Annotated in this window: 12 protein-coding genes; 3 read left to right on the forward strand and 9 right to left on the reverse strand. The window is 72.7% G+C overall.

The features are described 5' to 3' along the window. Positions 1–138: 138 nt before the first annotated feature. The 3 genes from ACWGO8_RS00970 to ACWGO8_RS00980 all read right to left on the reverse strand — a co-directional run bounded on the left by ACWGO8_RS00970 (position 139) and on the right by ACWGO8_RS00980 (position 2,423). Entirely contained in the window at positions 139–780 is a 642-nt protein-coding gene (locus ACWGO8_RS00970; protein WP_452041293.1) for a CoA transferase subunit B, read from the reverse strand. A 1-nt stretch (position 781) separates the two neighbouring features. After that, positions 782–1,552 (reverse strand): CoA transferase subunit A, encoded by a 771-nt coding sequence (locus ACWGO8_RS00975; RefSeq protein WP_452041294.1) that lies wholly within the window; start codon positions 1,550–1,552, stop codon positions 782–784. Between the two features lie 124 nt (positions 1,553–1,676). Beyond that, positions 1,677–2,423 carry a 3-hydroxybutyrate dehydrogenase gene (locus tag ACWGO8_RS00980; protein WP_452041295.1) on the reverse strand — a complete coding sequence of 249 codons (747 nt, stop codon included), beginning with the start codon at positions 2,421–2,423 and terminating at the stop codon, positions 1,677–1,679. 216 nt (positions 2,424–2,639) lie between these two features. On the opposite strand from ACWGO8_RS00980, the gene ACWGO8_RS00985 reads away from it, so the two are divergent. Both ACWGO8_RS00985 and ACWGO8_RS00990 read left to right on the forward strand, forming a co-directional pair. Next, complete coding sequence (locus tag ACWGO8_RS00985) at positions 2,640–3,824, forward strand: acetyl-CoA C-acetyltransferase (protein WP_452041296.1); 1,185 nt, start codon at positions 2,640–2,642, stop codon at positions 3,822–3,824. 203 nt (positions 3,825–4,027) lie between these two features. Next, complete coding sequence (locus ACWGO8_RS00990; RefSeq protein WP_452041297.1) at positions 4,028–5,314, forward strand: low temperature requirement protein A; 1,287 nt, start codon at positions 4,028–4,030, stop codon at positions 5,312–5,314. A 129-nt stretch (positions 5,315–5,443) separates the two neighbouring features. On the opposite strand, the gene ACWGO8_RS00995 is transcribed toward ACWGO8_RS00990, so the two are convergent. The 6 genes from ACWGO8_RS00995 to ACWGO8_RS01020 all read right to left on the reverse strand — a co-directional run bounded on the left by ACWGO8_RS00995 (position 5,444) and on the right by ACWGO8_RS01020 (position 10,988). After that, positions 5,444–5,740: an SHOCT domain-containing protein gene (locus tag ACWGO8_RS00995; RefSeq protein ID WP_376957146.1), complete on the reverse strand. Its 297-nt coding sequence runs from the start codon at positions 5,738–5,740 to the stop codon at positions 5,444–5,446. A 130-nt stretch (positions 5,741–5,870) separates the two neighbouring features. Continuing rightward, positions 5,871–6,536, reverse strand: coding sequence for a response regulator (locus tag ACWGO8_RS01000; protein ID WP_452043505.1), 666 nt, complete (start codon positions 6,534–6,536; stop codon positions 5,871–5,873). After that, positions 6,533–7,717, reverse strand: a complete 1,185-nt coding sequence (locus ACWGO8_RS01005) for a sensor histidine kinase (RefSeq protein WP_452041298.1) — start codon at positions 7,715–7,717, stop codon at positions 6,533–6,535. Before ACWGO8_RS01005 ends, ACWGO8_RS01000 begins: the two co-directional genes overlap by 4 nt. 112 nt (positions 7,718–7,829) lie before the next feature. Further along, the gene (locus ACWGO8_RS01010) at positions 7,830–9,155 is read right to left on the reverse strand and encodes a M50 family metallopeptidase (RefSeq protein WP_452041299.1); all 1,326 of its coding nucleotides are present in this window, start codon (positions 9,153–9,155) and stop codon (positions 7,830–7,832) included. A gap of 58 nt (positions 9,156–9,213) precedes the next feature. Then, positions 9,214–10,305, reverse strand: a complete 1,092-nt coding sequence (dxr, locus tag ACWGO8_RS01015) for a 1-deoxy-D-xylulose-5-phosphate reductoisomerase (RefSeq protein ID WP_452041300.1) — start codon at positions 10,303–10,305, stop codon at positions 9,214–9,216. 44 nt (positions 10,306–10,349) lie between these two features. After that, the gene (locus ACWGO8_RS01020; protein ID WP_452041301.1) at positions 10,350–10,988 is read right to left on the reverse strand and encodes a 4'-phosphopantetheinyl transferase family protein; all 639 of its coding nucleotides are present in this window, start codon (positions 10,986–10,988) and stop codon (positions 10,350–10,352) included. 126 nt (positions 10,989–11,114) lie between these two features. Here ACWGO8_RS01020 and ACWGO8_RS01025 point away from each other — a divergent pair, with 126 nt between their 5' ends. After that, entirely contained in the window at positions 11,115–11,876 is a 762-nt protein-coding gene (locus ACWGO8_RS01025; RefSeq protein WP_452041302.1) for a lysophospholipid acyltransferase family protein, read from the forward strand. Positions 11,877–11,918 lie beyond the last annotated feature (42 nt).

The following is an 11,918-nucleotide window of genomic DNA, read 5'->3' on the forward strand; positions in this document are numbered from 1 at the left end:
ATGTTTCGGCTCTTCGCACCCCTGGGTCTGGATCCTCGCCGTCGCGGCAGCCGCCTCCGCCTAACCGGGCTGCGGTGCCGCACCCGAGGGTGCCCCACCGCATCACGATTCCGTATCGGAGGGCAGGGTCCGCTTGGGTCAGGCCATGGCACTCGTGTCGAGCGGCGGCTCGGTCGCCGCGACGACCTCGTCGACCGTCACGCCGGGCGCGACCTCGACGAGCTTCAGTCCGTCGGGCGTGACGTCGATCACGGCGAGGTCGGTGATGATGCGGTCGACGACGCCCTTGCCGGTGAGCGGCAGCGAGCACTCGTCCACGATCTTGGGCGAGCCGTCCTTCGCGACGTGCTCCATGAGCACGATCTTGCGGCGGGCGCCGTGCACGAGGTCCATCGCGCCGCCGGGACCCTTCACCATCTTGCCGGGGATCATCCAGTTCGCCAGGTCACCCGCGGCCGACACCTGCATCGCGCCGAGGATCGCGGCGTCGATCTTGCCGCCGCGGATCATGCCGAAGCTCGTGGCCGAGTCGAAGTACGCGGCGCCGGGGAGCACCGTGACCGTCTCCTTGCCCGCGTTGATGAGATCGGGATCGACCTCGGCCTCGGTCGGGTACGGGCCGACGCCGAGGATGCCGTTCTCGGACTGCAGCAGGATCGTCACGCCCTCGGGCACGTAGTTCGGCACGAGCGTGGGCAGCCCGATGCCGAGGTTGACGTAGGAGCCGTCGTGGAGCTCGCGCGCGGCGCGCGCGGCCATCTCGAATCGCGTCAGCGCCATCTCAGTTCTCCTTCACGGTGCGGCGCTCGATGCGCTTCTCGATGTCGCTGCCGACGACCACGACGCGGTCGACGTAGATGCCGGGCAGGTGGATCGTGTCGGGGTCGAGCTCGCCAGGCTCCACGAGCTCCTCGACCTGGGCGATGCAGACCGCGCCCGCCATCGCCGCGAGCGGCGAGAAGTTGCGTGCCGACTTGTCGAACACGAGGTTGCCGAACCGGTCGCCGCGCAGCGCGTGCACGAGCGCGAAGTCGGTCGTGATCGCCTCCTCGAGCACGAAGTCCTGCTGCTCGCCGCGCACCGTGAACGACTGCACGGGCTTCACGGGGCTCGCGATCGCGATCGAGCCGTCGGCGTGGTAGCGCCGCGGCAGCCCGCCCTCGGCGACCTGCGTGCCCACGCCCGTCTGCGTGAAGAACGCGGCGATCCCACTGCCGCCCGCGCGCAGCTTCTCGGCGAGCGTGCCCTGGGGCGTCAGCTCGAGCTCGAGCTCGCCGGAGAGGTACTGCCGCTCGAACTCCTTGTTCTCGCCGACGTACGACGAGGTCATCTTCGCGATGCGCTGCTGCGCCAGCAGCACGCCGAGCCCCCAGTCGTCGACGCCGCAGTTGTTCGACACGACCGAGAGCCGGTCGACGCCGGACTCCAGCAGCGCCTGGATGAGCACCATCGGGATGCCGCAGAGGCCGAACCCGCCGACGGCGAGGCTCGAGCCCGAGGGGATGTCGGCGACCGCCTCTTGAGCGGACCCGACGACTTTGTCGAGTGTCACGATGCACCTTCCTGAGCTTCCGCGGCCCCGGGTCGGGCGCGGGTTGCAGTCATCACGCTACCGGCGTCGGCGGACGACACGGGCATCCGGCCGCGACCCGGGCGGCGCGCGGCATCCGGCCGCCTCATCGCGCGCTCCATCCGCCGTCGATGGTGTAGCTCGCGCCCGTGACCATGCCCGCGTCGTCGCCGGCGAGCCAGAGTGCGAGGCCCGCCACCTCGGTGGGTTCGACGAGGCGCTTGACGGCCGGCTCGGTGAGCATGACCTTCGGCAGCACCTCGGCCTCGCTGATGCCGTGCAGCCGCGCCTGGTCGGCGATCTGCTTCTCGACGAGCGGCGTGCGCACGTAGCCCGGGTTGATGCAGTTCGACGTCACGCCGTGGGCGCCGCCCTCGAGCGCGGTGACCTTCGACAGGCCCTCGAGTCCGTGCTTGGCGGCGACGTACGCCGACTTGAACGGCGAGGCCTGGAGGCCGTGCACGCTCGACACGTTGACGATGCGGCCGAACCCGCGCTCGTACATGGCCGGCAGCGCCGCCCGGATGAGCAGGAACGGCGCCTCGAGCATGACCCGGAGGATCAGCGCGAACCGCTCGGGCTCGAACTCCTCGATCGGACGAACGTGCTGGAGGCCGGCGTTGTTCACGAGCACGTCGACATCCAGCGAGAGGTCGGCGAGCGCTGCGGTGTCGGCGAGGTCGACGGGCCACGCCTCGCCGCCGATGGCGTCGGCGACCTCGGATGCAGCGCCGGCGTCGATGTCCGCCACGACGACCGCCGCGCCGCGCGCCGCGAACGCCTCGGCGCACGCACGCCCGATGCCGCTCGCCCCGCCGGTGACCAGCACCCGGCGCCCGTCGAATCCCGTCATGCGGCGACTCCTCCACCTCGTCGTGCGGCGCGGCTGCAGGGCCGGCCGGAACCGAGTCTGCACTGCGCACGAACGCACCGACAATGCTGAGAACTGCAGCCTCGACGTGCACAAATGCACAGCCCGCACGTCCCCCTCGGCGGCGTTCCCCCAGTCGCGCCGACATAGACTGCCAACGGGGCGATCCCCCCATCGAGACGAAGGAGTCCACCACCGATGAGCATCCCCGACGTCGTCATCATCGCCGGAGCCCGCACGCCGTTCGCCCGCATCAACGGCAACCTGGCGGGCCAGACCGCGGTGCAGCTCGGCACCGTCGCGATCCGCGGCGCACTCGAGAAGGCGGGGGTCTCCCCCGACGACGTCGACGCCGTGATCATGGGCCAGGTGCTCCAGGCCGGCGCTGGCCAGAACCCCGCGAAGCAGTCCGCGGTCGCCGCCGGCATCCCCTGGCGCGTGCCCGCCACGACGGTCAACAAGGTCTGCCTGTCGGGCCTCGTCGCCATCACCGATGCCGCGCGCCTGATCCGGCTCGGCGAGGCATCCGTCGTCGTGGCCGGCGGCCAGGAGTCGATGACCAAGGCTCCGCTGCTGCTCCCCGGATCCCGCAAGGGCTGGGCGTACGGCACCGTCGAGATGCTCGACCACGCCGCGAACGACGGCCTGACCGACGCGTTCGACCACGACTCCATGGGCGCGTCGACCGAGCGCTTCAACGCCCGATACGGCCTCACGCGCGAGGAGCAGGACGAGCTCGCGTCCGAGTCGCACCGCCGCGCCGGCGCCGCGCAGGCCGGCGGCGTGTTCGACGACGAGATCGTGTCGGTCGAGGTGCCGCAGCGCAAGGGCGACCCCGTCGTCGTCGCGGCCGACGAGGGCGTGCGCCCCGACTCGACCGCCGAGGTGCTCGCCAAGCTCCGTCCGGCGTTCGCCGCCGACGGCGCGATCACGGCCGGCAACTCGTCGCCGCTCTCCGACGGCGCGGCCGCGGTCGTCGTGGCCAGCCGCGAATGGGCGGAGTCGCGCGGATTCCCGTGGCTCGCGCTCGTGGGCGCGGCCGGCCAGGTCGCCGGCCCCGACAACTCGCTGCACTCGCAGCCGTCGAACGCGATCGCCGCGGCGCTCGAGAAGGAGGGCGTCTCGGCGGCCGACCTCGACCTCGTCGAGATCAACGAGGCGTTCGCCGCCGTGTCGCTGCAGTCGATGCGCGACCTCGACCTCGACCCTGCGAAGGTGAACATGCACGGCGGCGCGATCGCCGTCGGACACCCCATCGGCGCCTCCGGCGCACGCCTCGCGCTGCACGCGGCGCTCGAGCTCTCCCGTCGGGGCGGCGGCCGCGCCGCGGTCGCGCTGTGCGGCGGCGGCGGCCAGGGCGAGGCGCTCATCCTGTCGCGCTGAACCTCGCGCTGAAGCGGGCCCGCTGATCCGGGCCCGCTGAGCCGGGCCCGCTTCGCCGTGCGCCGTTCGGTACGGCCGCACGCGCGTGACGGACGGAGGGCGGCCCGCCGGTTCCGTCCGTCACGCTCCGCGCGCGAGCGCGCCGACGCCTGTGGCAGCATGATGCGACGGGCGCCGCCGGTGCGCCCCGAGAGGGCCGCACCATGAGCGAGCAGCACACGCAGGACGGGCACGCCGCGGCATCCGCCCGCCCGCCCCTCGACCACCGGCTGCGGCGCATGGTGGGCCGCGACCCCGACGAACCGCACCGGGCGTCGACGCCGCTCGAGCTGCTCTTCGACCTCACGTTCGTGGTCGCGTTCAGCCAGGCCGGCGCGCAGACGGCGCACCTGCTCGAGCTCGGGCACTGGGGGCCGGCGATCGGCGGCTTCCTGTTCGCGGTCTTCGCGATCTGGTGGGCCTGGATCAACTACTCGTGGCTCGCCTCGGCGTACGACAACGACGACATCTTCTTCCGCGTGGCCACCATGGTGGAGATGCTCGGCGTGCTGGTGCTCGCACTCGGCCTGCCGGCGCTCTTCCACTCGCTCGACGAGGGCGAGCACGTCGACAACGGCGTGGTGGTCGCGGGCTACGTGGTGATGCGCGTGGCGACGATCGCGCTCTGGCTGCGCGCCGCCAAGCACGACACCGCCAGGCGCCGCACGGCGCTCACCTACGCCGGGATGGTGTCCGTGATCCAGCTCGGCTGGATCGTGCTCATCTTCGTGAACCTCCCGCTCGCGCCGACGCTGGCCTTCACGTCGCTGCTCATCATCTCGGAGCTCGTCGGGCCGTACGTCGCCGAGCACGGCCGCGGCGGCGGCACGCCCTGGCACGCGCACCACATCGCGGAGCGCTACGGCCTGCTCGTCATCATCACGCTCGGCGAGATCATCCTCGGCACCATCCTCGCCATCTCGGCCGTCATCGACGAGCAGGGCTGGTCACCCGAGGCGATCGCCGTCGCGTTCGGCGGCACGGCGCTCGCGTTCGGGCTGTGGTGGGTGTACTTCACGATGCCGTCGGGCAAGGTGCTCGCGCGCTTCCGGGAGCGCGGGTTCACGTGGGGCTACCTCCACTACTTCATCTTCGTCGCGCTGGCGGGGACGGGCGCGGGGCTCCACGTGGCCGCCTTCGAGATCGAGGGCGTCGCGCACATCGGCCTCGTGCAGGCGATCCTCACCGTCGTCGTGCCCGTCGGGCTGTTCATGGTCGCGCTCTTCACGATCTACTCGCTGCTGCTCAAGCAGTTCGATCCGTTCCACGTCTGGCTGTTCGTCGGCAGCATCGTGATGCTCGTGCTCGCGGTCGTCGCGGTCGCGGCCGGCGCCACCTTCGGCGTCGGCATCCTCATCACGGCGGTGGCGCCGTTCGTGGTCGTCGTCGGCTTCGAGACCGTCGGCCACCGGCACCAGGCGGCCGCGCTGCAGCGCGCGCTCGGCGACTGAGGCGAGGGGGCGGATGCCGCGGCATCCGTGACACGACGCATCGAACGGTCGCGGATGCAGGGTGCGACCCGGCATCCGAGCCGTCTCGACGGACTCCGAAGAGGGCGGACGCGTCGGTCGGTCGGCCGGCTACGCGTTCGGCCGGTTCGCGCGCAGCACCTCGAGGCGCGCGCGGTACTCGGTCTCGTCGATGTCGCCCTTGGCGAAGCGCTCGGCGAGTGTCGATTCGGCGCTCGCGCCGCGCGCCCACGGGGGGCCGTAGTCGCCGTTCGCCCAGGCGCGGCGACGGCCGCGGGTGACGAGGAAGATGACCAGCCCGATGATGAGGATCCAGAAGATCGGGATGAAGAAGAAGGCCCAGCCCCAACCGGCCATCCAGGGGCCGGCGTGGGCGACGACCGCGGTGGTCGCGAGCGTGGTGAGCATGGTGTCATTCCCTTGTTCGTGCGGCCCGGTGCGGACCGTCGATTCCATGCTCGCGATGACGGCGCCCCGGCGAATCCGCCCGGTGGTGACACCTGCGCTGCTCCCCCGGGAGCACGTTCGGAGCCGCCCGCTACTGCTGCCAGCCGGGCGCGACGAGGCCCGACTCGTAGGCGACCACCACGAGGTGCACCCGATCGCGAGCGTGCAGCTTCGCCATGATGCGCGACACGTGCGTCTTCGCCGTGAGGGGCGACAGGAACAACCGCTCGGCGATCTCGTCGTTGGTGAGGCCCTGTCCGACCAGGCGCAGCACCTCGCGCTCGCGTTCGGTGAGCGCGGCGAGGCGCTCGGCGTCGGGCGCGTCGCGCAGGCCGACCGCCATGCGCTCGAGCAGCCGCTTCGTGATCCCGGGCGAGAGCAGGGCCTCGCCGCTCGCGACGACGCGCACGGCCCGCACGAGGTCCTCGGGCTCCGTGTCCTTCACGAGGAAGCCGCTCGCGCCCGCTCGGATCGCCCGTGCGACGTACTCGTCGAGCTCGAAGGTGGTGACGATGACGACGTGCACCCCCGCGAGCGCGGAGTCGGCGGCGATCTGCTCGGTCGCCCACAGCCCATCGCCGTCGGGCATCCGGATGTCCATGAGCACCACGTCGACCGGCTCGCGGCGCACGAGCGCGAGGAGCTCCTCGCCGCCCGACGCCTCGCCGACGACCTCGATCCCGTCCTCGGCCTGCAGCAGCGCGCGGAAGCCCGCACGCACGAGCACCTGGTCGTCGGCCAGCGCGACGCGGATCACGACGTCGCCCCCCACGGCAGTCGCGCCGTCACGCGCGTGCCGCCGCGCGGCGACGGACCGACCTCGACCGCGCCGCCGAGGAGCGCCGCGCGCTCGCGCATGCCGAGGATGCCGCTGCCCTCGGCCGCGCCGTCGACGCCCTGGTCGCCCATGCCCGATCCGTCGTCGTCGATCGTGATCATGAGCTCGTCGCCGAGCCGCTCCACCGCGACGACGGCCGAGGTCGCGCGCGCGTGCCGGACGACGTTCGTGAGCGCCTCCTGCGCGATGCGGTAGGCGGCGAACTGGGCCGCGCGGCCGGGCACGGCGCCGTCGAGCCGATCGACGAACTCGGCCTCGAATCCCGGCGAGCGCACGCCGGCCACGAGCCGGGGAAGCTCGGCGAGCTCCGCCTGCGGTGCGAGCGGCGCGTCGCCCTCGTTCCGGATGACGCCGAGCACGCTGCGCACCTCCTCGAGGGCGGTCTTCGACGTCTCCTTCACGGCCGCGAGCGCGGTGCGCGCCTGCTCGGGGTCGCGGTCCATGAGGTGCAGGCCGACGCTGGCCTGCACGTTGATCTGCGAGAGCGCGTGGCCGATCACGTCGTGCAGCTCGCGGGCGATGCGCACGCGCTCCCGCTCCTCGGCGGTCTGCCGGCGCCGCGCGGCCTCGGCGCGCCACTCCGCAGCGCGCTCGCGGCGCACGCGCAGGAAGGCGCCGATCCCGAAGCAGCCCGCCAGCAGCACGGTCGTGATGGCGATCCGGAACGGATGCCAGTGCAGGCCGATCACCGCGCCGAGCGCGATCGCCGCCACCCACGCGACGACGACCGACACGACCGCCCAGGCCACGGCGCCACGCACCACCGCGAGCACGATCGCGAAGGCGAGCGCGATGTACGGCGGTCCGATGTCGGGGCCGGTGAGCAGGTCGGCGAGCGCGGCGGCCGAGACGACCGCGACCGTGGGCCCCGGGTACCGCCGCGAGCCGAGCAGCGCGAGCGGGCCGATCACGGCGAGCGCCAGCATGCCGAGCCCCTCGGGCCAGCCGACGTCGAACCACACCGCGATGCCGATGGCCGCAGGGACCTGCACGAGGAGGCTCAGGATGACGGGCACGAGCAGCACGACGCCCGGCGGGGGGCGGAAGCGCTCGGGTCGTCCGTCCCAGGGGGGCCGTCCGTCCCACTGGGTGACCGGCATTCCCCGATCGTATCGCCGAGCCCGGCGCGCCGGATCGGCTGTCCGGAGGCTCACGGGGTACTCCCGAGGGAGTAGGCGCGGCATCCGCTCGCCGCACCGTGCTGCGACGTGCTCAGAGCAGCGTCACCGGCTTCACGATGTCGGCGTAGATGAGCAGCGCGCTCATCGCGCCGAGCACGACGACCACGCCGAACGTGAGCGGCATGAGCTTCGCGAGGTCGACGGGACCGGGGTCGGGCCGGCGGAAGAGCTTCGCGAACCCGCGCCGGATCGCCTCCCAGAGGGCGCCCGCGATGTGGCCGCCGTCGAGCGGGAGCAGCGGGATGAGGTTGAAGACGAACAGCGCGATGTTCAGCGACGCCAGGATGCCGAGGAGACCCGCGGCCTTCGACGCGAGCGGGATCTCGTCGAGGCTCGCGATCTCGCCGGCGACGCGGCCGACGCCCACCACCGAGATGGGGCCGTTCGGATCGCGCTCCTCGGTGCCGAACGCGGCGTTCCAGACGTCGACCATGCGCTGCGGCAGGTTGACGATGATCCCGGCGACGCCGGTGATCTGCTCGCCGACCGCGGGCAGCACGGCCGTCACGGGCTGCTGCACCGTCTCGCTGGCCGGGCTGATGCCGACGAAGCCCGCCTGCACCGTGACCGGGTCGCCCGAGGCATCCGTCACGACCTGGCCCTTCTCGTCGGTCGCGTACCGCTCGCTGAGCATCGGGGTGACCTCGAGCGTGACCTGCTTCCCGTCGCGCACGACGACGAGCTCGATCGGCTCCTCGGCGTGGTCGCGGATGATCGCGGTCGACTCGTTCCACGACGTGATCTTCTGGCCGTCGACCGACACGATGCGGTCACCGGGCTCGATCCCCGCAGCCGCACCCGGCGCGGCGGGGTCGCCCGACTCGCACGTCTGCCGCTCACTCGTCGCGGGCAGCGCGCAAGCCGACACCGAGCCGACCGTGGTCGAGGGCTGCGTGACGCCGAAGCCCATGAGCAGGACCGCGAACAGCGCGACCGCGAGCACCAGGTTCATGAACGGGCCGCCGAACATGACGACGATGCGCTTCCACACGGGGAGCCGGTAGAACGCGCGCTCCTCGTCGCCGGGCGTGATCGACTCCATGCTGGAGTCGCGTGCGTCCTGCACCAGGCCGCGGAAGAAGCCCGTGGAGTCCTCGTGCACCTGCTGGCCCTTGGCCGGCGGGAACATGCCGATCATCGCGATGTAGCCGCCGAGCGGGATGGCCTTCACGCCGTACTCGGTCTCGCCCTTGCGCCGCGACCAGACGGTCGGCCCGAAGCCGATCATGTACTGCGTCACCTTGACGCCGAAGAGCTTGGCGGGCACGAGGTGCCCGATCTCGTGCAGGCCGATCGAGACGGCGAGGCCGATCACGATGATGACGACGCCGATCACGAAGGGCAGCACGGATTCCACCCGACGAGCGTACTGCCGGTGCCTTCACGTCTGCTGGCGGTCGGCTGTGAGGAGCCGATCAGCGGCCCGACCGCTCGATCCGGTCGTTCGCCGCCCGGCGGGCGGCTCGCTCGGCCTCCGCGAGGGACGCGACGGTGACCTCTCCCGAGGCCGCCTCGTGCGCCTCGACCACCGCTCGCACGGTGTCGACGATGTCGAGGAAGCCGATGCGACCCGCGTGGAAGGCCGCCACGGCCTCCTCGTTCGCCGCGTTGAAGACGGCCGGGTACTCGCCGCCCGCGCGACCCACCTGCTTCGCCAGCGCGACCGCCGGGAACGCGCCCGCGTCGAGCGGCTCGAACGTCCAGCTCGTCGCCTGCGTCCAGTCGAGCGGACGCCCGACCGCGGCGACCCGGTTCGGCCAGTCGAGCCCGAGCGAGATCGGCAGGCGCATGTCGGGCGGCGACGCCTGCGCGATCGTCGATCCGTCGACGAACTCGACCATCGAGTGCACGATCGACTGCGGGTGCACGACGACGTCGATGCGGTCGTACGCCACGTCGAAGAGCAGGTGCGCCTCGATGACCTCGAGGCCCTTGTTCACGAGCGTCGCCGAGTTCGTGGTGACGACGAGGCCCATGTCCCACGTCGGGTGCGCGAGCGCCTCGGCCGGGGTGACGTCGACGAGCTCCTCGCGGGTGCGGCCCCGGAACGGCCCGCCCGACGCGGTCAGCACGAGCCGTCGCACCTCGTCGTGGGTGCCCGAGCGGAGCGCCTGCGCGATGGCGGAGTGCTCCGAGTCGACCGGCACGATCTGGCCGGGCGCCGCGAGCCGCGTCACGAGGTCGCCGCCGACGATGAGCGACTCCTTGTTCGCGAGGGCGAGCGTGGCGCCCCGCTCGAGCGTCGCGAGGGTCGGCCCGAGCCCGACGGAGCCCGTGATGCCGTTGAGCACGACGTCGGCGTCGACGTCGCGCACGAGCTGAACGGCCTCGTCGATGCCCACCGCGGTCTGCTCGACGCCGAACTCGGCGGCCTGCTGCTCGAGCAGCGCGCGGTTCGAGCCGACCGCGAGGCCGACGACCTCGAACCGCCGCGGGTTGGCGCGGATGACGTCGAGCGCCTGGGTGCCGATCGAACCGGATGAGCCGAGGATGATGACGCTGCGCACGGTCCCACCCTACGGCGGCGCCGTCGAGTGGTGCAGAACGCGCCTCAGCCGATGACGGCGACGGATGCCGCGCGGTTGCCCGGCACCGCGATGTCGTGGAAGCGCACCTGCTGCCAGGCCGACCCGAACTCGGGCACGCTCCGCACGATGCGCCCGGCGCCCCCGTCGTCGCCCGGGATGGACAGGGCGAGTCGCGACGGCTCGATGAAGTCGGTGTGGCCGACCGCCCGCAGGAGCGCCGTCTTGCGGGCCCAGAGGGTCGCCCGCACGAGGGCGCGACGGGCGGGGTCGAGTTCGGCGAGCGCGGCCCGCTCGCTCGCGTGGAACGCCGCCTCGTCGATCACCTCGCCCGAGTCGAGCGTCGCCGTCTCCATGCCGACCCCGAGCGGATGCCGCGTCGCCACCGCCGCGACGGTCGCGTCGCCCGACACCGCGATGTCCGCGAACCACGAGGCGCCGGAGGCCGTGAGCGGGTACGGGATGCCGACGCGCCCGTGCCGCGCGCCGCAGACGCCGCACGCGTGCACGAGCTCCACGTCGTCGGCCGGCACGCCCGAGACCTCGGCGATGAGGCCGCGGAGCACCGCGTCGGCGGCGGGCTGGCGTCGGGCGCCGCCGAGCACGAGCACGCGCGCGCCCGCCTCCTCGAGCTCGATGAGCTCGCCGTCGCCTGCGATGTCCATGCCCACCATCCTCGCGCATGACGCCCCGATCCGGGCCGCACCGGCGTCGTCCCGGCCGCCGCGGCCGCGCCTCGCCCCGTCTTCCATATGCCCGGCCCGGAATGCCGATGGGCCTATCGTCGGAAGGTGACCGAGATCGAGGCCGTCGCCGTCCCGCACTCCCCCGTGCGCCAGGGGCCGCTCTACCGGATCGTCCGCGGCATCCTCCGCCCCCTCGTGCGCCTGGTCTACCGGCCCACGATCACCGGCGCCGAGCACGTGCCGAAGCACGGTCCCGTCATCCTCGCGAGCAACCACCTCTCGTTCGTCGACAGCATCGTGATCCCGCTCGCGTCGCCGCGACCGGTGCAGTTCCTGGCGAAGTCGCACTACTTCACCGGCACGGGGTTCTCGGGCTGGGTGTCACGTACGTTCTTCTCGGCGATCGGCGCGGTCCCCGTCGAGCGCGGCGCGGGCGCGCAGGCGCAGGAGGCGCTCGAGCAGGGCCGGCGCATCCTGGAGTCGGGCGCCGCGTTCGCGCTGTACCCCGAGGGGACGCGCTCGCTCGACGGACGCCTCTATCGCGGCCGCACCGGCGTCGCATGGCTCGCGCTCGAGACGGGCGCGACCGTGGTGCCCGTCGGCCTCACGGGAACGCAGGAGATCCAGCCGGTCGGCGCGAAGCTCCCCCGCATCCGACCCGTCACCGTGCGCTTCGGCGCGCCCCTCGACCTGAGCGGCCACGGCCCGGCGTCGTCGGGTCGCGCCCGGCGCGCCGCGACCGACGACATCATGGCCGCGATCCACGAGCTCACCGGCCAGGAGCTCGCCGGCCGCTACAACGAGGTCCCGCCCACGGGCACGCTCGCGAAGCTCGCCGACCGCGTCGCGCCGCGCGAGCGGGTCTGACGGTATTCCCAGCGGAGACCGGGCGCGGCCCGGTATCGTCGG

Source organism: Agromyces sp. NPDC055661 (assembly GCF_053618135.1).